This is a genomic window from Aquimarina sp. RZ0 (assembly GCF_008370685.1).
GTDB lineage: Bacteria > Bacteroidota > Bacteroidia > Flavobacteriales > Flavobacteriaceae > Aquimarina.
This window is the reverse complement of record NZ_VTZU01000049.1, coordinates 26,839-52,295: the sequence shown is the minus strand read 5'-3', so window position 1 is coordinate 52,295 and position 25,457 is coordinate 26,839. Positions and strand designations below refer to the sequence as shown.

Genomic DNA, 25,457 nt, shown 5'->3' with positions numbered 1-25,457 from the left:
ATTATATATTAAATTTGGGGATCGGATAGCACTCGATTTAGCGACCAAGCCCCAGGAGGGCTCTGGAAGCTAGCTTCCAGAGCCCTCCTGGGGCTTAACCCTGAGACAGGGTTATAATTACACTTCCTAGTTCTCTGGTAAACTCCAGTCATATTTTTTGTATCTCTTTTTTGACTTTTTCTGTATTTTAATATCACTATACTCATTAATAAATGCAATGATATTTCCATCATTAAAATCATTTTTATACCATTCAAATACTTCAGAAATAAGTACGTTATCTTTTTTGATACTATTTTTAGAGGGATCGTTTATAAATTGTTTGGTATGCTCTTCCAGAGCTTTATTAATATTTCTACTGGTGTATGCCATATTCCATAGTTTTGGAGAAGATTTGGATCCGGAATTAAGTAAAAAATGGACTCTGGGCTCATTCATCTTTCTTAAAACCGTATGTTCAATATCATCAAGGCTGTATTGTTTATTGTCGATAGTTATTTGTTTTTGTTTCCAGGGTTTTTTTATATCGTTTATAGATTCAACAGGATAATTATCGATAATCATTTTCAGTACAATTGCATTATACAAATTTACCCAATATGCTAACTTTTCTTCTTTACTACTTTTTTTTTCAGGACGTTGTGTTGATAACGATTTAAAATATTTATTAAACAAAAACTTATCTCTAATAAAACCTTGATAATCAACTATACCATCCTTGGATACATTAAGTAATAAAAGCTGATCCCATAGCGTATGATCTATACGGTTTTGAGCTTTTACGTTACTAAAAATTAGTATAAATATTAGTACTGCTAAATGTGTGTATTTTCTAATCATGTTTCCAAAAAAAATATGTGGCTCTTCTTAACGAAAATCGGATATTGATAGTGTATGGATAGGATTAAATATATGTTAAAAAGACATTGATTACAGGTGTTTTTAATGATCTGGAAAGAAAGCTTTGAATGAGTTAATTATTTGGTAAATAATAAGTTGTGTTATGTGTTTTTATGCTTTTCTTATAAAAACTCTAGTTCTTTGTTATGGTGTTGTAAAAATCTTTTTTCCCCTTTTTTATAGTTGATAGAAATGAGATTGGTAGTATATGTAATGATCGAACTAATTTAATGAGATGGTTTATTTTTGATTTCCAATATAATTAGCCAAACACAAAATGAAATTTTCCCAATGTAGATGGAAGTATACTGTTTTTTATACAAAACGGATTCGGTTTTAGTAAATGCTGGTATTATACGATTTATAACTAAAAATTTCGCATATTCATCGTTTCTTTTTCCTTTCTACTTCGTTTAAAAAATAAACCGTAGCTATAGCTATGCTTGATTTTTTTGCCTTGCATAAAGAAAAAATAATTCAATGAATTTATACGAATTTTTTAATCACAAATCGTATTATATGTGATTTTAATAGATAATCTCATTTGAGAAATGATAGTATATCACAAATCTTTTGAAGAGTTTCATAATAAAGATAGAATAGAAAAGCCAAAAAATCATTTTTGTTTTTTAGCTTTTCTATTTTAAGAAAGGGATGGTATCTAGCAACATCCTCCACCATCATAATGAAAGGTGGATTCACTGATGTATATATCTTCTCTACCCAGATTAGCTAAGGCTCCGGCAGTTTTGTCACAGACAGCAATGGGTTGATTTTTGAGAAGTACATGACCTTTTTTATCATCAAAATAATCTTCATTACCAAAATATATAGCGGCTTTACCAGTAAATATACAAGGTCCATCTTCTGGCATTGGATCTTTAATAGCAGCTACTTCTATAGATTCAATATATATGAGTTCATCTGTGTCATAATTCTTTGGATCTAAGATACGGTATGGTTTACGAGCTCTAATTTCTATGGTTCCAAAACCGACATCTGTTAATGCTTTTATATATTCAGAGATAGGAAGGCTTCCACTAAGGCATAATGCTCTTAATCGTTCGTCATTTCTTAGGGTTTCATTCATAGGTTGTTCACAGGTGGGGTCACTCATTACGAGTCTGCCATGTGGTTTTAACACTCTATACATTTCCTCAATTGCTTTTTTAAGTTCTTCAGCTTTAAAAATATTAAACAAGCAGTTCTGCGCTGCTACATCTATACTGTTATTTTCAACAGGTAGATTGAGAGCATCACCAAACTTGAGATCTACAAAATCACTACTAAACCAATCGTTTTGAGTTTCGGCTTCTATAAAGTTTTTACGAGAAGCATCAAGCATTTCCTGTACTACATCGACACCTATTACTCCATGTTTCTGACGGGAGAAATAAGAGAATTGTAATAATTCCATACCTCCTCCGACACCAACATATAATATTTTAGGACTATTCGTCAGATCCCTTGCATTTACTGTGCTCCCACATCCATAATTCATTTCTTGCATGATTTTTGGGATTTTTAATCCTGGTAATTCCCATATAGGGTTTGTCGTGCAACATAGTCCTACATCTGGTGTTAGTGCCGCTTCTTTATATACATTGTGAGTGGTTTCTAGGTAACTCATAGTTCTTTTTTTTTCTTTGAATCAGAAAATCAATACGTGTTACATACGGGTTTTCTGTATCAAAATGGTGAATACTTACTTTTTTTATTTTAAATCGACTTTATTAACTCTTTAAATAAGAGAATCATTTCTGGTTCTGCTTTTCCTGCCATTGCTATAATTTCATTAATATCGACAACCTGTAAATTATCAGGATCACATTCATCTGTTAGGACAGATACTGCTGCAACAGGTAGATTAAGATGATTAGCAACGATAATTTCTGGTACTGTACTCATACCCACGGCATCTGCTCCAATGGTTTTTAAATATCGATATTCTGCTCTTGTCTCTAATTGAGGTCCTACAACAGATGCGTATACCCCCTTATGGAGGTTGATACTGTTTGCCCTGGCAATAGATTCTAGTTTCTTGTTTATTTCTGGATCATACGGAGCACTCATATCTGCAAAACGGGTTCCTAACTGCTCAACACCCTTAAACGCCAGAGGAGAACCTCCCTGAAGGTTGATATGATCATCAATAAGCATTAATTCTCCTTTTTTGAACTTTAGATTAATGGCTCCGGATGCATTGGATACTAATAATCTTTTGATACCTAATTGATGCATAATGCGCACAGGATAAGTAACGTCCTGTAATGAGTATCCTTCATACAAATGGAAACGTCCTTGCATGACAACCACCTTTTTTCCTTCCAGGATTCCGTAGATTAATTTTCCTTTATGAAATTCTACAGTAGCTGTCGGAAAGTTAGGAATGTGATTGTAGCTAACTTCTTTGAGGATTTCGATCTCATTTAATAATTGCCCTAATCCGGTACCAAGTATGATCCCCACTTCTGGATTATTAAAGCCTTTTTCCTTTAGATACTCTGTAGTTTCTTCAATATATTTGATCATTTAGTATACTGTTATTAATTGATGATTAGTTTTTCTATATTTTTTTGTTTTGCAGAGGTTACTTCTACGATGTACAGCCCACTTACCAATGATGATATATCTATTGGATCATCTGTTATGTTTTTATCAATAAGCATCTTACCATTACTATCATAAATGCGTGTTGTTGAATTATTTTCTGCATTGGTAGAAACATGAAGCACATTTTTAGCAGGATTAGGATATACTGAAGTTGTAATAAATGAATTTTCTTCTACATTTAAAACATTACAATTTGCTTGTGAAAAAGGGGTGAAACTTCCAAAATCCCAAAATTGATCAAACTCAAGGCAGTAAAAGAAAATTCTATCAAAATCCTGAATATTTGTTCCTTCAGGGATATCGATAGTAAAAGTTTTTGCTCCATTTTGGCTTGCAGGAGGAGTATTAGGGTCTAGATTACCGACTAAACCAAATTGAATGTTTTCCAAGTTGATTATTTTAGTATTGGCTAGTTCTGTATCAGATAGTCCGTTAGAATTTACCAGAAAGGCGCGTATATCAGGTCCGGAAGCAGTTGCAAAATTGCCACCCAGATCTAAAGTGATCCCTTGCCCAGGAGCATTTAGAGTGATAGACACATCTCCCGATACATTGTAATCCGGAATCCTGTCGTTATTGCCAAAACTGGTCGCATTTTCTGTGCATTGGGCGTGAATAGAAAGTTGAAAAAATAATAAAATTAATGACGAAATTGTGATCTTTTTCATAGGGTTAAATTTTTGGTTTTTATAAAAGGTCTGAAGATTTCATAGGGTAAAATATCTTCATAGTAATCAATATCATTTTTTTCTTCTAATAGTACTACCTGTTGTTTTTTGAGGTCTTGTAAAATATCGGCTAGCACTGTGTCTGTTCCCCAGGATTTATTCTGAAAAATTTTTGAGTTTACACTTTTCATGCCTAGTAGATAGAACCCACCATCTTCTGCCGGGCCTATTACATATTCACTGGTTTTCAGTGTGTCAAATGCTATTTCTATATCTTTTTGGCTTAGTTCATACATATCACTACCAATAATGATGATGTTTTGATATCCCGCTTTGAATCCATTGTCAAAAGCAGAAAACATACGAATACCAAGGTCTTCGCCTATCTGTAGTTTTTTATGAAAGATAGTTGGATCCCAAATGTCATGTTTCTTAATTCCTGTTGAGTAATATACTTCTTTTGTTAGTTGTAAATCTTTAGTAATAGAAACTGTATGATCCAAAAGTATGGTGTAAACATCCAAGGCTGATTGCTTCCCAATGGTGGCAGCCAGGCGCGTTTTACACTTGCCTAATTCTGGATTTCTGGTAAAAATCATTAATAAATTTTGATCCTTCACTGTGTGTATATTTTTGTTCCTTTATGTAGCCATTTCCCCCATTCTTTGGAGAAAGCGTGTATTTTATCAGTTAATTTTTCGTCGGAATCAACGATGGGCTGATCTTTGTTTCTCCATTCAAAAATTCCACCATATAAGTTGCGTACATTTTGGTATCCTTCCTTTTTTAAATTTTTGGCGATATCTTCTGAGCGAATTCCTAAACTGCAATACACTACAATAGGCGTGTCTGTAGGTAACTTTTGTTTGCGTAATAGTTTTGTGCTAAAATTGTTATATCCAATATAAATGGCATTCTTTAGATGGCTTACTTGGAATTCTTCTTTTTCTCTGGCATCTAACAGAATTACCTTATCTATATTATCTATAAGCTCCTTAACAGAGATATATGGGATACTCTCATCATTGTAAGTATCCAAAAGCTCATCGAGTGAGTCTTGTGCAACTCCCCATAATGGAAGGATTAAAGAAAGTATTAGTATTGTTGTTTTTTTCATATAAATAAATATACTGATGCCAGAATATCTGCCTGCTCTTATTGTTTTTTTAGGTCTTTTTATCAATACTTCTCCTCTTTCTGGTTAAAGATGAAAGTATAGTGATAGTTGATTTGATATACAGATTATAAAATCCCTTAACGAATAAAAGGATAAAAGGAATTTTAACTGATCTGTTTTATTTTTAGTAGATAGAAATCGGAGAGCCTTTATTGAAGTAAAATAAAAGAATAAGATCATCAATGCGTATGTTAAAAAATCTCCAGATTTTTGCAGTAGATTGTAAGATGTCAAGTATTATCTTATTCAGTTTTTTTGAGAGTTTACTACAGAATTTTGAGATCATTTTCAGGTCATCTATAGTGTCAATGTCAAATAAAACCTGAAGATGAGTAACTTCAATTTTTGCAGCTTTTATAAATCTGGTAACGCTTTTAGCCAGATCTTTAGATTGCCATGGTAATTTTAAGAAGGTCTCAGCATTGAATTGTGATCTATGCAACCCCATAAGATAAAAACCACCATCGGCAGAAGGACCCAGAACAAATTTGTTATTTTCTAATTGCTGAGTACTTTTTAATATGTGTTGCTTTTTTAGGTATGGAGTATCATTGCCAATAGCAATCACATTTTCAAATCCAAGATCATAAACACTTTGAATGGCATGGACGAAACGTTCTCCAAACGTAATACCTTTTTGATCTTTTTCTGTAAAAATGTAAAAAGGAAGTCCTGTACTTTTTACTATAGAGAGCGTTTTTTTTGTAAGTTCATCAAACAATTTCTCACCACCATGTATAGGTTTGCGCTGTAACTCTTCTTTGGCAGAGTTAGCAAAAACTAATATGGCTGTTTTTGAATTCATTTATTTTTTTATTTAAGCAACTGTTCCTTGGCAACTACTTCCTGCACCGGCAGTACAGCCATAACAGTGTTGTGATATAATAATGTTTCTGTTTTGAAGTAGCTCTTCATTATACTCACTGATATGTTTTACTTTACTGGCAACCTTTAGATCTAACATCTGATTAAAGTCGCAATCGTAGAGCCATCCATCCCAGCTGATAGAAATTGTATTGGTACACATAACATTGGCAACAGCAGATGGATTATATGCTTCTACCAAGGCATACATATAATCTTCATAGTTTTCTGAAGCTATAAGATAATCTAAAAACCTACTAATTGGTAAATTGGTGATTGCAAATAGCGTATGAAAATGAATTCCGAAGTCCTCTAATAAGGCTTTTTTAAAATCTTTTTCCATAGCCATTTGATCTCCCGGTAAAAATGCACCAGATGGGTTATAAACCAGATCTAAACGTAAATCACTATCGGGCATCCCATATCCTCGTTCATTAAGCTCTTGTAAAGCTTTTATAGATTTATCAAAAACACCATCCCCACGTTGTTTATCAGTTTTTCCTCTGGTCCAGTGTGGCATAGAAGATACTACGTGAACATTGTGTTTTTTAAAAAAATCGGGTAAATCATAATATTTTTTGTTTGCTCTAATGATGGTAAGGTTGCTTCGTACAATAAAATCTTTAATGCCTGCTTTACTGGCTTCTTCTACAAACCATCTAAAGTTGGGATTCATCTCCGGAGCTCCTCCGGTAAGATCTAGCGTGTGGGCTTCAGTCTTTTTGATTACCTCCAGACATTGCAACATAGTTTCTTTGGTCATGATTTCTTTTCGATCAGGCCCAGCATCAACGTGACAATGCTCGCATACCTGATTGCACATGTACCCAACATTGATTTGAAGAATTTCTAATTTTTTAGGACGAAGTGGATGCTGTCCTATCTCAGCAATTTTATCAGCAAACTTTGGCAATTCTCCATTTACAAAAATTCCATTACTCAGAATTTCTAATTGTCTTTGAGATTCAGCTAATTGGTTGTTTCTATTTTTTAGAGACTTTGTAGCCATATATTTTTTAGATATAAAATCTTAATTAGTTAAATTTTAATAAAATTAAGCGTGTACTTACATCGAAAGCTTTTCATATTTATTCATCATTTGTACTCCATGAACCAGTGTAGCCCCACTTTCTATGGCTGCACCAGCATGAACAGCTTCCATCATTTCTTCTTTAGTAATTCCTTTCTGAAGACCATCTTTAGTATATGCATCGATACAGTAAGGACATTTTACTACATGAGAAACGGCAAGTGCTATCAAAGATTTTTCTCGAGCACTTAGTGCTCCTTCTTCAAAAACTTTTCCGTAATAATCAAAGAATTTAGTACCTAATTCTTCACTCCATTCGGTTATTTTTCCAAATTTTCTAAGATCCGCCGGATCATAATACGTTTTAGACATACTGTATTGGTTTTTATCACAGATAATTTATTATCAGTCGCATATTATAATATGGAACTTACAATAAAAGATATATTATTATTATTAAAAAGACTAAATTCAGGATTATGAACATAAAATAAAAGCTAATGCCAAATAATTATGTGTTTTTTAGCTTTTTAAGGCTTTTGTTTTTTTTGTAATTGTGAATAAGCCCTGTTGTTAAGTTCATATTTTTGAAACTTTCTGTGAAGTCGTTAAGGATTTATTAAAGTGTCTATTTTATCTTAAAGAATTCTTCACTCATTTTTAGTAATCATAAAAAAAATAGCAATGATCCTTATATTTAAATAATCTATACTAATTATTAATATTTCTACAAGTACGGTTTTATTGTGAATCTTTCTGCTTTTGTTTATTGTATTGAAATTCAGATAATTATTTTTTGTCAATAAAGTGTTTCAACCATTTTCACACTATTTTGTAAATATAATGTTAAGATTATCATATTGATATTTTTAGGACTGTAATGTTGTAATTTTGGCAATACACGTCATATAAAAAATAAAATACTCATTAAGTTTAGCTTAACATTTTAAGTCAATGTTCTTGATTTAGTATATAATGTTTATTGAATTTATGTATTAAAATTGTTTAAAACAAAAAACTAGTGAAAATAGTAACAAAATACGGTTCAAAACATATAATATCAACCATTATTTTAGGATTCTTATTTGTTCTTCCGAAAATATCTTTTTCTCAAAACCTCGGTACGACACATACATTAGATATAAAGACTTCAGAAATTATTGAAAAGAAAGTTGATTCTGTTCTTTTATTGATGACTTTAAAAGAAAAAATAGGGCAGCTTGTTTTATATAATGGAAGTTGGGATGTAACAGGACCTCCATCTGATGTAGGGAATAAGGAGAAATATCAGAAGTTGAAAAATGGAGAAGTTGGTGCTATGCTTAATGCTACTTCGGTAGCTGGGACTAAAGAATTACAGCGAACAGTTATTGAGAACTCAAGGCTTAAAATCCCATTACTCTTTGGATATGATGTTATTCATGGGTTCAAAACTATATTTCCGATTCCGTTGGGAGAAAGTGCAAGTTGGGATCTTGAAGCAATCAAATTATCATCATCAATAGCGGCAAAAGAAGCAACAGCTTCTGGCATCAATTGGGCGTTCGGTCCCATGGTCGATATTTCCAGAGACGCCCGTTGGGGAAGAATTATGGAAGGTTCTGGAGAAGATCCTTTCCTGGGTTCAAAAATTGCTGTCGCAAGGATAAAAGGCTTTCAGGGAGATGATCTTTCTAGCAATCATACACTGGCTGCATGTGCGAAGCATTTTGCAGCATATGGTTTTGCAGAGGGAGGAAGAGATTATAATACTGTGAGCATTGGAGCGTATGAATTGCATAATACAGTGTTACCTCCTTTTAAAGCGGCTGTCGAGGCAGGTGTTGCTTCGATGATGAGTGCTTTTAATGAAATAGACGGAATACCCGCTACAGCTCATAAAGAATTGTTGCGAGATGTTTTAAAAAATGACTGGAACTGGAATGGGTTTATCGTTTCTGATTGGGCTTCTATCGCTGAAATGATCTTTCATGGGTATGTAGGTGATAAGGTTCAGGCGGCAGAAAGAGCAATAATTGCCGGAAATGATATGGATATGGAAGGAAGAGCCTATGAAGCAGGTTTAGAGCAATTAGTAAAAGCAGGACGTGTAGATGAAAAATTAATCGATGACGCTGCCAAAAGAATACTTAGAATAAAATTTAGGTTAGGATTATTCGAAGATCCTTATAGATATTGTAATGAAGAGAGAGAAAAGAAAGAGATTTATACAAAAGAACATCTTGAGGCATCCAGAGATGTTGCCAGAAAATCAATAGTTCTTCTTAAAAATGATACTAATGTTTTGCCGCTGAAAAAAGATGTAAAGCATATTGCAGTTATTGGGTCTTTAGGAGCTGATAAAGATTCTCCTATTGGAAGCTGGAGAGGAATGGCAACTCCTAATTCTGCAGTTTCGTTATTAGAAGGTATTAAACTTGCAGTAGATAAAACCGTAAAAGTATCCTATGCAAAAGGAGTAGCGCTTGGTATGGGAGATAGAAGTTTTGTTCGGGAGCTAAAAGTCAATAGAGATGATTTTACAGGGATCAAAGAAGCAGTCGCCTTAGCCAAAAGTGCAGAGATAGTATTGCTGACACTGGGAGAAGAAGCTTTTCAGTCTGGAGAAGGCAGAAGTCAGGTAAGTATTGAACTTACAAAACCACAACAACGACTTTTTGACGCTGTATATGCTGCGAATAAAAATATTGTAGTGATTTTAATGAATGGAAGACCATTAGCCATTTCTGACATTGCAGAAAAGGTGCCTTCTATATTAGAAACCTGGCACCTTGGATCAGAATCTGGCAATGCAATTGCTGATGTACTCTTTGGGGATTATAACCCTTCGGGAAAACTGCCGGTTTCATTTCCCAGAAATGTAGGGCAGGTTCCGTTATACTACAATGTTAAAAATACAGGAAGACCTTCCAATCCTGATGGGATGGTGTTTTGGTCACATTATACAGATGAAAAAAACGAAGCTCTATTCCCTTTTGGACACGGATTGAGTTATACTACTTTTAAGTATAAAGATTTACAGATAAGTGCTCCATCATTTTCGACAGGAGGGAATATAATAGTTTCAGTTACTGTCGAAAATACAGGAAAATTAAAAGGGAAAGAAGTTGTTCAGTTATACTTGAGAGATCTAATAGGAAGTTTGACTCGCCCCGTAAAAGAGTTAAAAGGGTTTGAATTGATAGAGCTTACTGCAGGAGAAAGTAAGGTAGTTACTTTTACAATAAACGAAGAGATCATTAAATACTATACCGCAAATAAAAAATGGGAAGCAGAATCAGGAGATTTTACGGTTTTTGTGGGAGGAAGTTCACAAACTTCATTACAAACAGATTTTTCTTTTAAGAAATAAATTATGCAAAAGTTGTCTGTCTTATTATTGTTTCTTGTTGTCGTCAGCAGTACTTCTGCACCAAATAAGGATAAGAAAAAATCATTGGTAACAGAGTCTTCAATAATGAAACCGCAGATAGAAAAAAAAATTGAAGCGTTACTTTCTGAGACCACAATGCAAGGGAAGATTGGTCAGATGGTATTAGATAGCTTTACAAAAAGAGAGAATCATTACAGTTTTTTACAACGTCAAGAACTTGATTCTGCATTAGTGCATAAAGCGATTCATATATATAAATTAGGATCTATCTTAAAAACATCTGGAATACTTTTATCCGGAGATGATTGGTGTAAAACATTAAAAAGAATTCAAGGTGAAACTGTAAAGACTTTAAGAAGCGTACCAATAAGATGTTATATTGACGCAATTCATGAGGTGAATTACATCGTAGGGGAAACTCCTTTATTTTCTCAGCAAATAGGATTAGCCGCAACATTTGATATAGATATAGTAAGGAAGGGTCAAAGATTTTTGCCTATGAAACCAGAGCATCCTCTATTCCGTGAAATTTTTCTCCTATCTTAGGGTTAGGAAGGAATCCTTTATGGCCAAGGTTATGGGAGACCTTTGGAGAGGATGTTTATTTAGGGAAAATTTATTAGGTTGACTATGGTGTAAAAAAGTGTCACAGAACATTAGGGAATTCCCATACGGAGACTTCTTGTATGAACTCTTGGTATAGTGTTCCTTTTTCCAGAAAAGATAGAACTGTAGATTACATACACAAGCAAGTATTCGAGTAGTATTGTTGTACTAATACGATTTATAACTAAAAATTTCGCATATTCATCGTTTCTTTTTCCTTTCTACTTCGTTTAAAAAATAAACCGTAGCTATAGCTATGCTTGATTTTTTTTGCCTTGCATAAAGAAAAAATAATTCAATGAATTTATACGAATTTTTTAATCAAAAATCGTATAATTAGTACGAATCTACAGATGTTTCTGTCAAAACTATCTATAAAAGCAATAAGAAAGATAAAAAGCTGTCTTGCTTTTTTAATACGCAACTCATACTAGGTATTAATGCAGGAATTGAGGAATTAATACAGTAAAATTTATTATCACAGGAGATTCATTGATATTATATAAATAAAAAATAATAAACTGTCGTCGGGGCTGTTGATTTTGAAATTGCTATTTGGAAATCTGAAAAAGATATGTAGGCTTACATGAGTTTAGATTTGTATAATTTGCTAAGAGAACTTGTTATGAGATTTTAAGATTATAGAACTGTTGTATAGGTATTGACCAAGGGGAAGGGTTTTTTTAGCCATCAGTTTAAAGTCAATGTTAAGATTTTTATGGTATATTTGATTAGTATACTTGTGCTTAAAATTTATTAAATGTATCGTTTTTATTGCTTCATTATTTTCATATCGTTCACTGTTTCTTCACAGTCAATTAAAAATAAAGCGCTGCCTCAGATTACTCATTATGATACCAAAGGTATGGGCTTTAATGCTCAGTCCTGGGATATCAAACAAGGAGATGATGGTGTAATTTATATTGCAAACGGTAAACAGATATTGATTTTTGACGGTACAAACTGGAAATCTGTTATCACAGATCCCGAAATAGTAAACAGAAGTCTATTTGTTAAGAATAAAGATTCGATTTTTTTTGGTGCTGATGAGTATCATGGTATATTGATAAAAAAAGGATATACAGATTTTGATGTTTTTCCATTAAGGAATAGTAATAAAGATGTTACTTCAGATGTCGAAGAGTATTGGAGAACACATTTTGTAAATAATGAAATTGTATTCCAGACTTTTAGAAATTTATATGTAAATCAGGAAAATATAATTACCAAAATACCTGCCCCGTATCGCTTTAAATGGAGTTATAAGATAGATGAAGAGATATATGTCAACGACCTTAAATATGGTGTCTTTAAGCTAAAAGATACTAATTTGATCCCAATAATTAGTGATGTCGATATCAATGAAAACATTATCGGTGTCACCAAAATTCAAGAAGATTTATTAGTAATTACAGATACAAAGGGATTGTTTACATTGGTTGATGGAGTTTTAAAACCAGTTCGGTTTTCTATATCAGATGAATTGAAGAAAGTTCAGATATTTTCTTTTTTAAAACTAAAAGATAACAGGATTGCCATGGGAACCGTTTCTAATGGTTTGTATATTTTAGATTTGAATACAGGAAAGGTTGAGAATCTTAATAAGCGTAATGGGCTGCAGAATAATACAATTCTAGCTATCTTCCAGGATAATGAAGATAATCTTTGGCTGGCACTAGACTATGGTGTTGATTATGTAAAGCTTAATTCCCCATTAACCTATTTTTATGACTATTATGGAGAATTAGGAACAACTTATGCGGTAGTTAAAGATAAGAACTTGTCATACCTTGGTACAAATCAAGGGTTGTATGTTTCTGATACTGACTCTCAGATTTCTGGGGATGATTTTGAAATTCTTATTAATGGCCAGGTTTGGAATATAGAAGAAGTTGATGGCGAAATTTTTGTAGGTCATGATAAGGGAGCTTTTGCTGTGAATGGAAAAGAGTTAACCAAGATGGGAGAAGATCTTGGAGTCTGGAATTTTAGAGCTTTTAATATACCTGATACACATGAAAAAGTTTTGATTTCTGGCAATTATAATGGAGTGTCAGTATATCAGAAAAAGAATGATCAATGGAAAAGTTATATGCTAAAAGGATTTGAAAAATCCGCAAGATATTTAGAGATTGATAAAAATAATAATATTTGGCTGGCACTACGATCAGAAGGCGTGTTTAGATTTACATTGGATTTTGATAAAAAAGAACTGATTCGCCCGGTTTTTTATCCGATTACTGACTTTGGGGGTACAATCTTATCACTTTCCAAAATTGATGATACTATTGTGGTAACTTCTGATTTTCATTTATATACTTATACCGAAAATGAAACTTTTGATAAAGTAAAAATTGGGGAAAATAAAGGAGAAGCTCCTAGAATATTAAAAAAAGGGGATGAAATTTGGTATTTGGGGAATGAGAAAGTAGTTGTAGAAGATAAGGAAGGAATTACAGTTCTTCATGGATTAGAAGATCAATTGGTACCTGATGTTTTGAATGTTTTTTCATTAAATGATGAGAATAAAATTATACCTGTTTTTAATGGTTTCTCTATGTATACAAAAAAGAATAAAACCATTTTGACGGATGTAAAAAATAGTTTGCTAATAAGAAACGTTGCTTCAGTCAGTAGTGGGAAATCATATACTGCTAATTCTGAAATCCCTTATAACGAAAATAGTCTCAGGATCGATTATGCACTACCCATTTATGGAGAAGAAATAGTGTATCAAACTAAAATCAATGATAATACGTGGAGCAATTGGACAGAAGCTACAGCAAAATCCTTGTATAATCTAAAAGAAGGAAATTATAGTTTTAGTATCAGAGCAAAATACAATGGTGATTTTAAAGGGACCACGTTTGATTTTGTAATCAAACCACCTATATACAGGACATCTTGGGCGTATTTGTTATATTTCTTATTGTTTTTATTACTCATTCTTTCTGTTATTTCGGTTAACAGATACAAAATGAAAAGACAAGCGAGGGTTCTGTTAAAGCAAAAAGCAGAAAAACTTCAGAAGCAAGAAGAAGAACATAGAGCTCAGAAATTAGAGCAGGAGCATAAAATTATAGAACTTAATAATTCTAAATTACAAGATGAAATCAAGGCAAAAAGCAGAGAACTTACGCAGATAGCCTATGTAAATCTTAATAAAAATAAGATTCTTAAAAAAATAAGGGATAAAATCGTTAAAATACAAGAGTCGTCACCTCAGAAATTACCAACAAATAGTTATAATGAATTGGTGAGGCTTGTAGAGTATTATATTACCGATAAGGAAAGTAAATTATTCGAGATAAATTTTGATAAGTCTCATCAGGAATTTTATGAGAAATTATCAAAAAACTACCCTAATCTTACCTCAAAAGATTTGAGATTGTGTGCATACCTGAAAATGAACCTGTCATCAAAAGAAATAGCTCCATTGTTAGGAATAAGTTCACAAAGTGTGGATGTGAGCAGGCATAGGTTAAGAAAAAAGCTTAATTTAGGCGCCAAAGATAATTTGACTAACATTCTTATTAGTCTTAAATAATCAATCTTAACATAGTAGGTCATGAGGAAAAAAGTTACTCTTAAACAGTTAGCTAAGGAACTGAACTTATCCATTTCGACGATATCAAAATCATTGAAAAATGACGCTGAGATTAGCCAAAAAACTATAAATAGAGTACACGAATTGGCGGATTTCTATAATTATAAGCCCAATGCTTTAGCCGTAAGTTTAAAAAGCAATAAAACCAATACAATTGGGGTATTGCTTCCTGAGATATTAAATCATTTTTTTGCAAAAATACTTTTTGGGATTGAGCAAGAGGCTTCTCAAAAAGGATATAAAATTGTTACCTGTATCACAAATGAATCTTATAAAAAAGAAGTTGAATATGTAGAGATGCTTAATTATAGCAGCGTAGATGGTTTTATTTTGGCATTAAGTCAAGAGACTCAAATGCTTAATAAACTGGATCATTTCAGGGAATTAAAAAGGGATAATGTTCCAATAGTAATGTTTGATCGTGTAAGTGCAGAAATAGATTGTGATAAAGTAATTGTAGATGATAAACATGCATCCAAAACTTCTATGCAGTATCTCATTGATTCCGGATGTAGCAAAGTTGCCGTAATTTCTACAATTTTTAATCTCAGTGTTGGTAAATTAAGATTAGAAGGGGCTAGAGAAGCTGTTGGTGATAACAAAGGAGTAGTTCTTATAGAATTACCGATAACAAATATTGAAACAGGAGAAAAAGAAATCGAATCTTTTCTGAAAAATAATAATATTGACGCAGTTCTTGGTTTAGATGAAACCGCTGCCGCAGTGGCAATAAATATGTCTAATAAGCTTGGTTATAAGATTCCAGAAGAAATTTCAGTAATTGGTTTTACAGATGGTTTATTGTCTAAATATTCTTATCCCAAACTTACAACTGTTTCTCAACATGCAGAAGAACTCGGAGCCAAAGCCGCTAAAATGTTGTTAGAAAGATTGGAAGACCCTTCATCAGAGACACGCAATTACCAGTCCAAAACAGAGATAGTTAAAACATCCTTGATTTTTAGAGATTCTACAAGATAAAAACGAAGAGTCCTCTTTTTTCTTTTTAGATGTTTTCATAAACCATTATAGCCGTCATTAAAGGTTTCTATAAACCGTGATAGGTTCTTTAGTTTTGTAATGAAATTTGGAGTATACTTATTTGGTAGTGGTTCCTTAATTTCTTGTTAAAGAGAATCAAGTTATTATACCCAATAAGACAACTGTTTTGACAATGAGTTAGCGTGCGTTTCATTTTGTAAACTATAGAAATGACAAAAAAAGATGCTAATTAATGCTTTTTTAGATGTATTATTTGTAAATAAATATTTTTTTGATATTTTTTAAATTCAAACTACTTCTTGTTAGTTTCTGCAAAATGATAGAAGAGGATATGTGTTATTAAAAAACAGAAGTAGGACTGATAAAAAAATTATGATTTTTTTGTTATAATTGTTTAGAAAAATGTTAAATAAATGTCTTTATAAAATCTATACTTGATTGTTAATGTTTTCGTGTTTTTGTTTTCTAATAAAAAAGTTTTTTGATATGTAAAAGTATGATTTTCATTTATTTAAAATTTTGTTTAACATTAATTAAGTGTTCTGTATATATAATGTTAAGATTTGTGTATTTGGATATCTATGTAAATAATATTGTAGTTTTATCAATAAAATAACTCAAAAGATAGTGATGATAAATATATTTTAACTATTTTTTGAATGATTCGGTATTTTATTTATCTTGAATAAGATAATGTTAATCGAAATTGATGATCTATTTTCATTTCCTAAGAAAAGAAATAGATCGTTGTTTAAAACACAAAATTGGATATTAGAGGGGTTTATATTGTGCTAAAAAGTATTTTTTATAAAGTATACTTCAGAAGTTTTAATGATAACAGCGGAGACGTAAAAGGTATTGAAGAAAAATTTGATTGTATAAAAATCTTCGCAAGGATTTTATATGGCTAATTTCTATTTTTCCATAGTAATTATCATTTAGAATTCGCAAAAGTAGTATTATCTATGTTATCTGCCCCAAAAATTGAAAGTTAAGGATATATCAAGAAAATAAAATTGAGATAAGAATGGCAAGCAATCTTATTGGAATAAAGTATAGAAGGCGGGAAACATACATTCCTTGGATGTATATTAGACATTATCAAGAGCAAAAGGATTTTCTAGACGGAAGATGTTATAAATAATTAATAAAGAAGGTTATATGCTAAGTTCAGTTTGTAACGAGCCGAAAGAAAAGTTAGAAAGTTTATAGTAGGATCAAGGATAGAAAGTAATTCTTACTCAAAAAAATATTATTAATGAGGAATAATTGATATTAGAGATGTTATATTTAAAGGTAGCCTTGCTTTATCCATATGAAAATCTAAAAAAAAGTTTATCGAAACCAGATAATTAAAGAAACTTAGAACAACATACCAGCTTATTTATTCTTAGACTGAACCAAGCAATAATTTCAAGGATGAATTAATAAGTAATAGAAAATATAAAAATGAATCAGATAGAAAGTGAAATTAGTTTTTGTTTGTTAGCTAAGGAGTTTTTCTGATAGCAACTCCTTTTCTGAAAAAAAGTAGCATAGGGGCATCTTTAATAATTTTTATAATAATCACGGTAGTTATTTAGTACATCTATTATGTTATTCTTAAAGAGCCTCTGGTTGCTTTATTTAAATAGCAAATGCCTTACATAAAAATACTTAACAACTAAATAATTAAACTTAATCAAAATCAAACACGAATTATGAAAAGTATGGTACTTAAAAAACTCATGTTTCTTTTAGTATGTATCTCAGGAAATATGATGTTTGCTCAAATCACAGTCACGGGGGTGGTTTCTGATGCTAATGGGCCAATTCCGGGGGTAAATGTGCTTGTCAAGGGGACTAGTAACGGGTCAGTTTCCGATTTTGAAGGCAAATACAGTATTAGTGCTTCAGAAGATGGCACGCTTGTTTTTAGCTATGTTGGATTTAAAACAAAAGAAGTTGCAATTGGAGGGCGAACCACAGTGAATGTAACTTTAGAAGAAGATGCAGCAGCTTTAGAAGAAGTTGTCGTAATCGGATATGGTTCTATTAGATCCAAAGATGCTACAGGAGCGGTTGCCAGTGTTAAATCAGAGGATTTTAATGGGGGTGTAATTTCCTCACCTGAACAATTGATTCAGGGAAAAACTGCTGGAGTCCAGATTACACAAACAAGTGGTGAGCCAGGAGCTGGGATTAATATAAGAATTCGAGGAACCTCTTCTGTACGAGCTAATAATAATCCACTGTATGTGGTTGATGGTTTTCCACTTAATGGGAGCGATACTTCAGCAGGAACTGGAGGATCGGATATTGGTGGTGCATCTGCTAAGAATCCTCTAAACTTTTTGAATCCAAATGATATTGCAAGTATTGATATCTTAAAGGATGCATCAGCAACAGCAATATATGGTTCTCGTGGTGCTAATGGAGTTGTAATCGTTACTACTAAGAAAGCTAAAGTTGGTCAACCATTGTTGGAATTTTCGTCTTCTATTTCTTCTGGTGCTGTATCTAATAGAATAGAGTTATTAGATAGAGAAGGTTATTTAGCAGCACAAACTGCTTTGGATGCGGATTTAAGTATTTTGGATCAAGGTGCAGATACAGACTGGCAAGATGTTATTTTTAGAAACTCTTTTTCGTCAAACTATAATGTAGCTTTTGGAGGTGCAGATGAAAATGGAGGATATCGCTTCTCTGTTGGTTATGCTGATCAGGAAGGTGTTGTGAGGAATAGTGGTTTAGAAAGATTTACTGCAAGATTTAATGGAAGCTATAGTTTTTTCAAGGATAAACTTAAATTAGAAACACAATTAACAGTATCTGATATTGATGATGAACGTGCTCCGGTATCGGATAATGCAAATGCTCGTGGAGATTTAATTTCTGCAACATATTATTCTAACCCAACACTGGCGCCTTTTGATAGTGATGGAATCCCATCCTCTACAGGATCTCTAGAACAGTTGAATCCGGCAGCACTATTATTCTATATTACTGATAAAACTAATACATTTAGAACATTTGCAAATTTGTCTGCGAGGTATTCATTTACTGATGATTTTTCTTTTAAAACATTATTAGGAGTAGATAAATCAACTTCTACAAGAGCAGGTGCATTTTCTTCGGATTTAGAAGTGACGGGTGTTCAGGGGCGTGGTAGAGCTCAGTTAGACGATCTAGTAGTAACTACTGGATTATGGGAGGCATACTTTAATTATGATAAAGAGATTGATGATGATAATACAATTAATGCATTGTTAGGATATTCTTATCAGCGATTTAGAGGAGAAGCTAGAACTACTATAGCAGCTAATTTTAGGACGGCAGATACAGAACTTATGATAAATAATATTGGTTCTGCTGACCTTTTTGGTGCAAACTCTGCTAATATAGTTGATGAATTGCAATCATATTTTGGTAGAGTAAATTATTCTCATAAGGGTAAATATCTATTGACAGCTACTTTAAGAGCCGATGGATCTACGAGATTTGGAGATAACAATAAATATGGGTACTTTCCTTCTTTTGCCGCTGGCTGGAGACTATCCGATGAAGATTTTATACCAGAAGTATTTTCAGACTTGAAATTAAGATTAGGGTACGGTATTACAGGGAATCAAGAAATACCATCAAATCAATATGTAGAACGTACTCGTTTTGGTGCACCAGTTATTGATAATGATGGTGTATTCACACCAGGCGGAGAAGGAGCAGTTGCATTTAATAATCCAGATTTGCAATGGGAAGAGACTTCACAATTGAATTTTGGTTTGGATTTTGGATTTTTTGATAATAAAATTAACGGATCTATAGATATCTATCGTAAAGTTACTTCGGATTTATTGATTCAGGTAACAAGTGCGCAACCAGCAGTTAATCCTTTTGTATTCAGGAACCTAGATGCAGATGTAATTAATCAAGGAGTTGAGTTCTTAATTAATGCGACTATTCTAGAAAAAGAAAATTTCTTTTGGGATTCCTCATTTAATATTGCGTTTAATGAAAATAAAGTAGAGAATTATAATCAAGCACCGTTAGATACTGGAGCGATAGATGGCCCTGGATTGACGGGAGCATTTTCACAGCGAATAGCGGATGGTCAACCATTATATGCATATTTTTTAAGAGAATTTATCGGATTTGATGAGAATGGTATTGCAGAGTATGTAGGAGGTGTCGATAACCAAAAATTTACAGGGGATAGCCCATTGCCAGATTTTACACTAGGTTTTTCTAATAGTCTAAAATATAAAAATTTTGATCTTACATTATTTTTAACAGGTCAGTTTGGGCACAAAATATATAACAATAATGCAAATGCGTTGTTTACTGTAGCAAACTTGTCTCAAGGTAGAAATGTTTCTGCTGATACAGCTGCTTTGATAGGAACAGAAGATCCATTTAATGCAGGAGATGTGTCTACAAGATTTTTAGAGAGTGGGTCGTTCTTACGATTACAGGATGCGACTTTAGGATATAATTTTGATGTAACGAATTCTAAAATATTAAATTCATTAAGGCTATATATGAATGCACAAAACTTATTTGTGATAACAGATTATAGTGGTCAGGATCCGGAAGTGTCTGTTAACAAGCAGATTAACGGGGTGCCTTCTATTGGTATTGACTATACAGCTTACCCAAGGGCTAGAACCTTTTCATTAGGATTGAACGTAGCTTTTTAGTAAATTATGAAAAAAAACACAAAAATGAAAAATTTAAATTTTAAAATCGTCTTACAGTACGTTTTTGGAGCTCTTCTGTTAGTTTTAACAGTAGTTTCTTGTACTGATTTAGAACCCACATTTGATGATTCTGTGCCAGCAGAAGACAGTTCAGGTGCATTTGCAGGTATTGATCCAACTAATTTTTTAGAGTCTGCCTATAACGATATAGAAGGAATGGGAGATCAGGCTAATACATATGCCCTTCTAGAAGTATCTTCTGATGAATTAGTAGTATTGACAAGAGGAGCAGATTGGGGTGATAATGGTATTTGGAGAACTATGCATCAACACGCTTGGAGTAGAGAACATCCTCACATTCTTAATGCCTGGAATAATCGTAATGCCGCTGTCTTTAGATGTAATCAGATTATAGCACCAGAATCTAATGCTTCACCAGCCCAGTTAGCGCAGGCTAAAGCTTTGAGAGCCTTAAATATGTTCTATGTAATGGATTTCTTTGGGCAAGTTCCGTTTAGAGGTGTGAATGAAGGTGTCGAAGTAGATCCAATGGTGATGACAAGAGCAGAAGCTTTTGATTTTATTGTGCAGGATCTAACCGATGCATTGCCTGATTTAGCTTCTGCTAATTTAAGTGACATTTATACGGTAAATAAGGCATTTGCAAATTTCCTTTTAGCAAAGCTGTATCTTAATAAAGAAATATATACTGGTAGTGTAGATGCTACTGATTATACCAGAGTTGTTGAATTTTGTGATGCAGTAACTGCTGAAGGATACACGTTGGATGCTGATTATTTTGGTATTTTTATACCAGGGCATATGAATCAGGAAATTATTTTGGCTTTAGATACAGGTACGTCTAATAGAGTCTGGAATATATTACATCCAAATCAGGGAGGTTGGAACGGATTTGCTACGCTGGGAGAAGTATATGACTCATTCGAACCGAATGATATAAGACTTGGAGAACCGAGTACAGACGGTTTAGGTACAGGAATGCTTATCGGACAACAGTATGATATTAATGGAGAAAAGATAAGAGATAGAGGAGGAAATGAATTAGTGTTTACGAAGGATTTTCCAAAAGGGATAAGTGGTAATAATGAGAGAACAGGGGTAAGACCACATAAGTATACTAAAATAAACTTAGATCAGGATCTGCAAATGACAGATCCAGAAGTTAAATTAGAGCCGGGCAATGGAAATGTATTGGCTAGATATGCTGATGTAGTGCTGATGAAAGCTGAAGCGATTATGAGAGGAGGTACTTCTGGAGAAACAGCTGAGAGTATACTCGATAATTTAAGAACTTTGCGAGGAGCAACCGCTTCAGGAAGTTATACCATGGATGATTTATTGGAAGAAAGACGTAGAGAGTTATGGATTGAAGGTTGGAGACGTAATGATCAAATACGTTTCGGGACCTTTACTTCTGCCTGGGATCTGAAAGACAATACCGAAGACTTTAGAGTATTATTCCCAATACCAGCTGCAGCGGTAGCAACTAATCCTAACTTAACTCAAAATCCAGGATACTGATTTTATAATTTTAATAAAGAAGCGTTCCGATGTATTACACCGGAACGTTTTTCTTTATATTAGATGCTACAAACACATACATCAAATTAATGCCCACTTTTTATAGAATATCAAGGCTTATTTTAGTGCTCTTTTTTATATATGCTTGTAACAAAGAAGAAGAAGAAGAAAACACATTGTTTGTTCTTAAAAAAGCTGATCAAACTCATATTCAATTTCAGAATTTAATAACCTCTACTCCAGAACTTAATATTCTTACCTATCTATATTATTATAATGGAGCCGGTGTTGCATCTGGAGATTTTAATAATGATGGGTATGAAGATCTATATTTTGCAGCAAATCAGGGAGAGAACAAGTTATATCTTAATAAAGGAAATTTAGAATTTAAAGAATTATCATCAGAAATAGTCGCCGATACCCAGGGCTGGACTACCGGAGTCACAACAGTAGATATCAATAATGATGGATTATTAGATCTGTATGTTTGTAAAGTTGGTGGTTACCTCGGTTTGCAAGGGGGTAATAAACTTTTTATAAATCAAGGGATAGATAATAGAGGAATCCCCAGATTTAAGGAGCAAGCAGCTGCGTATAATTTGGCAATTGTTAGCTTTTCTACACAGGCCAGTTTTTTTGATTACGATCTTGATGGCGATCTGGATATGTATTTACTCAATCATTCTGTGCATCCTAACCAAAATTATGGAAGAGGTTCTCAAAGAAAACAAATAGATGAATTATCGGGAGATCGCTTGTATAGAAATGATGATGGTTATTATACCGATGTTTCTTCGATAGCAGGAATATATCAGGGGGCAATTGGATATGGATTGGGGTTAGCTACGAGTGATGTGAATAATGATGGGTATCCTGATATTTATATTGGAAACGATTTTTTCGAAAATGATTATCTATATATCAATCAGCAGAATGGAACTTTTAGAGAGGTAATAGCTTCTGGTAAAAAGAAAATTCATACTTCTCATTTCTCTATGGGCGTTGATATTGCAGATATCAATAATGATGCAATGACCGATATTTTATCATTAGATATGCTTTCTGAAGATTTAGAAACCTATAGATCATCTGGGTCAGAACATAGTTTTACCATTTATAACCAGTATCTCAAAAATGGCTATCAGCCACAGTATATGCAAAATACCTTGCAACTCAATAGAGGAAATACTGATTTCAGTGAGATTGCCTTTTTTTCCGGGATTGCTGCTACTGATTGGAGTTGGGCTCCTCAGATTGCAGATTACGACAATGACGGGTTTAAAGATATTTTTGTTTCTAATGGTATTCTAGGAGCTACAAATGATATGGATTTTATCAATTTTATAGCAAATGATAAAATCCAGCAAAGGATCCGCAGAGGGATGCAAAAAGAAGATCTGGCATTGATTGATGATCTGCCTACAAAAAAAATGGAAAACTATTTTTACAGGAACAAAGGAGATCTTACATTCGAAAATGTCTCGAACCGTTGGGCGACTCCCATTCCATCGTATAGTAATGGAGCTATTTATGTTGATTTAGACAATGATGGTGACTTGGATATTGTTGTCAATAATTGTAATGAAAAGGCTTTTGTGTATGAAAATCAAGCTCGTAAGAAATTAGAAAATACTAATTATATCAAGCTAAAATTAAAAGGAGCTTCAAAAAATAGACAGGCGATAGGAGCTAAAGCTACTGTTTTTACAAAAGAAGGGAAACAAATCTCAGAAGTATTTACAACAAAGGGATACTTATCAGCAGTTTCTCCAGTGTTACATTTTGGATTAGGAAAAGTATCAGCAATTGATTCAATTCAAATACAATGGCCGGATAAAAAGATAGCTACATACGAAGCTCCAAAAATAAATACGACCCTACAATTAAATAAAGAGGATAAAAGTACTTTTAGTACTATCGAAGTGATATCAACAAGTTCAAAAAAAGACTCTTTGGAGATTTATTTTAGACATCAGGAATATGAAACCAAAGATTTTAATTTTGAAACATTAACCCCATACGCATCTTCTAATGAAGGGCCGCACATAACTGTCAGAGATATTAATAACGATGGTCTTGACGATGTGTTTATTCCCGGTGGGAGATATCAGGCAAGTGTATTGCTTATGCAACAAACGAATGGGATTTTCAGAGAAAGTAATCAACCAGAATTTGAGATAGAAAAAAGACCTGAGAATATAGACGCTTGCTTTTTTGATGCAGATACCGATGGAGATTTAGATATGGTAGTTGTTTCTGGGGGGAATGAAAAAATACCTAATACATCTGGTAAACCAGTATTGTTTTTAAATAAGAAAGGATCTTTTCAGAAACAGCCCAAAGCCTTTCCAGAAATTGAAATGAATGCCTCAACTGTAATTACAGCCGATATAGATCAGGATGGAGATCAGGATGTATTAATTACAAGTTCGGGAACTCCACAAACTTATGGAGAAATACCTACTAATTATATCCTGAAGAATACAGGTACAGGTAATTTTATAGATGTTACGGATACAATAGCTCCTGAGCTTCGTAAGATAGGGCAAGTCTATGATGCACAGTTTGTAGATTTTAATAAAGACAATCATCCCGATTTGATCGTGGCAGGTCATTATATGCCAATTACTGTTTTTATGAATGATGGGAAAGGAAATTTAACAAAAGAAAAAAATGAATCTTTACAGGACACCAATGGCTGGTGGAATTGTATACTGGTTTTTGACGCGGATAAAGATGGAGATATGGATATAGTGGCAGGCAATTGGGGATTAAACAGCAGGTTAAAGGCATCTAAACAATATCCTATTCAGTTATATCGCAGTGATTTTGATAAAAATGGGAGAGTGGATCCAATAGTTACCTATTTTTATGACGAAAAAGAAACTCCAATCGCTAATACAGATGAACTGACCAAGCAATTACCAATACTCAATAAGCAATACACATCATACGGCGATTTTGCAAAAGCAGATTTTCAAGACTATTTTACAAAAACAGCTATCAATGCAGCTGAGAAAAGACAAGTATTCAGATTAGAAACTACCTATTTCAAAAATAACGGGAATACTAATTTTACTGCCTATTCCTTACCCTGGCAAGCTCAAATCTCCTCAGTACATGATATTCTTATTGATGATATCAATGAAGATGGATATCCAGATATGATTTTGGGAGGTAATACTTATGAACTTAACACCCAATTAAGTCGATTGGATGCATCTTATGGAGTGATGTTACTCAATGATAAAAAAGGAAATTTCAGAGAGTATAGAAAACCTGGGTTTAAGGTTAAAGGAGCAGTAAGATCAATAGAGTCGATCAAAGTTAAGGATAATACCTACTTTTTATTTGGAGTCAATAATGATAGTCTCCAAATAGTGAAAAAATAAGCAAACA

At 33.1% G+C, this 25,457-nt stretch carries 16 protein-coding genes; 7 read left to right on the top strand and 9 right to left on the bottom strand.

Features of this window, described 5'->3' with window-relative positions:
• Nucleotides 1-126: 126 nt before the first annotated feature.
• The 9 genes from F0000_RS18120 to F0000_RS18080 all read right to left on the bottom strand — a co-directional run bounded on the left by F0000_RS18120 (nucleotide 127) and on the right by F0000_RS18080 (nucleotide 7,624).
• A complete protein-coding gene (locus F0000_RS18120) occupies nucleotides 127-840 on the bottom strand; it encodes a DUF547 domain-containing protein (protein ID WP_149626139.1) in 714 nt (237 codons plus the stop codon).
• 721 nt (nucleotides 841-1,561) lie between these two features.
• Nucleotides 1,562-2,530, bottom strand: a complete 969-nt coding sequence (gene arsM / locus F0000_RS18115; protein WP_149626138.1) for an arsenosugar biosynthesis arsenite methyltransferase ArsM — start codon at nucleotides 2,528-2,530, stop codon at nucleotides 1,562-1,564.
• A gap of 89 nt (nucleotides 2,531-2,619) precedes the next feature.
• Entirely contained in the window at nucleotides 2,620-3,432 is an 813-nt protein-coding gene (locus F0000_RS18110; RefSeq protein ID WP_149626137.1) for a purine-nucleoside phosphorylase, read from the bottom strand.
• 14 nt (nucleotides 3,433-3,446) lie between these two features.
• The gene (locus F0000_RS18105) at nucleotides 3,447-4,181 is read right to left on the bottom strand and encodes a DM13 domain-containing protein (protein ID WP_149626136.1); all 735 of its coding nucleotides are present in this window, start codon (nucleotides 4,179-4,181) and stop codon (nucleotides 3,447-3,449) included.
• The gene (locus tag F0000_RS18100) at nucleotides 4,178-4,801 is read right to left on the bottom strand and encodes a TIGR04282 family arsenosugar biosynthesis glycosyltransferase (protein WP_255452797.1); all 624 of its coding nucleotides are present in this window, start codon (nucleotides 4,799-4,801) and stop codon (nucleotides 4,178-4,180) included. Before F0000_RS18100 ends, F0000_RS18105 begins: the two co-directional genes overlap by 4 nt.
• A complete protein-coding gene (locus F0000_RS18095; protein ID WP_149626135.1) occupies nucleotides 4,798-5,298 on the bottom strand; it encodes a rhodanese-like domain-containing protein in 501 nt (166 codons plus the stop codon). Before F0000_RS18095 ends, F0000_RS18100 begins: the two co-directional genes overlap by 4 nt.
• A gap of 184 nt (nucleotides 5,299-5,482) precedes the next feature.
• Nucleotides 5,483-6,163, bottom strand: a complete 681-nt coding sequence (locus F0000_RS18090) for a DUF2064 domain-containing protein (RefSeq protein WP_149626134.1) — start codon at nucleotides 6,161-6,163, stop codon at nucleotides 5,483-5,485.
• Nucleotides 6,164-6,175: 12 nt separating this feature from the next.
• Nucleotides 6,176-7,231 (bottom strand): arsenosugar biosynthesis radical SAM (seleno)protein ArsS, encoded by a 1,056-nt coding sequence (gene arsS / locus F0000_RS18085; RefSeq protein WP_149626133.1) that lies wholly within the window; start codon nucleotides 7,229-7,231, stop codon nucleotides 6,176-6,178.
• 57 nt (nucleotides 7,232-7,288) lie between these two features.
• Nucleotides 7,289-7,624 carry an arsenosugar biosynthesis-associated peroxidase-like protein gene (locus F0000_RS18080; protein WP_066313279.1) on the bottom strand — a complete coding sequence of 112 codons (336 nt, stop codon included), beginning with the start codon at nucleotides 7,622-7,624 and terminating at the stop codon, nucleotides 7,289-7,291.
• 649 nt (nucleotides 7,625-8,273) lie between these two features.
• Between F0000_RS18080 and bglX the strand changes: the two genes are divergently transcribed.
• The 7 genes from bglX to F0000_RS18045 all read left to right on the top strand — a co-directional run bounded on the left by bglX (nucleotide 8,274) and on the right by F0000_RS18045 (nucleotide 25,450).
• Nucleotides 8,274-10,604 carry a beta-glucosidase BglX gene (bglX, locus tag F0000_RS18075; RefSeq protein ID WP_255452796.1) on the top strand — a complete coding sequence of 777 codons (2,331 nt, stop codon included), beginning with the start codon at nucleotides 8,274-8,276 and terminating at the stop codon, nucleotides 10,602-10,604.
• A 3-nt stretch (nucleotides 10,605-10,607) separates the two neighbouring features.
• Entirely contained in the window at nucleotides 10,608-11,171 is a 564-nt protein-coding gene (locus tag F0000_RS18070; RefSeq protein ID WP_149626132.1) for a hypothetical protein, read from the top strand.
• Nucleotides 11,172-11,991: 820 nt separating this feature from the next.
• Nucleotides 11,992-14,778: a two-component regulator propeller domain-containing protein gene (locus F0000_RS18065; RefSeq protein ID WP_149626131.1), complete on the top strand. Its 2,787-nt coding sequence runs from the start codon at nucleotides 11,992-11,994 to the stop codon at nucleotides 14,776-14,778.
• Nucleotides 14,779-14,799: 21 nt separating this feature from the next.
• On the top strand, nucleotides 14,800-15,819 hold the full coding sequence (locus F0000_RS18060; RefSeq protein ID WP_149626130.1) for a LacI family DNA-binding transcriptional regulator: 1,020 nt from the start codon (nucleotides 14,800-14,802) through the stop codon (nucleotides 15,817-15,819).
• A 1,748-nt stretch (nucleotides 15,820-17,567) separates the two neighbouring features.
• A complete protein-coding gene (locus tag F0000_RS18055) occupies nucleotides 17,568-20,516 on the top strand; it encodes a TonB-dependent receptor (protein WP_255452795.1) in 2,949 nt (982 codons plus the stop codon).
• Between the two features lie 24 nt (nucleotides 20,517-20,540).
• On the top strand, nucleotides 20,541-22,058 hold the full coding sequence (locus tag F0000_RS18050; RefSeq protein ID WP_149626128.1) for a RagB/SusD family nutrient uptake outer membrane protein: 1,518 nt from the start codon (nucleotides 20,541-20,543) through the stop codon (nucleotides 22,056-22,058).
• Between the two features lie 29 nt (nucleotides 22,059-22,087).
• Nucleotides 22,088-25,450 carry a VCBS repeat-containing protein gene (locus F0000_RS18045; protein WP_255452794.1) on the top strand — a complete coding sequence of 1,121 codons (3,363 nt, stop codon included), beginning with the start codon at nucleotides 22,088-22,090 and terminating at the stop codon, nucleotides 25,448-25,450.
• Nucleotides 25,451-25,457: the final 7 nt, after the last annotated feature.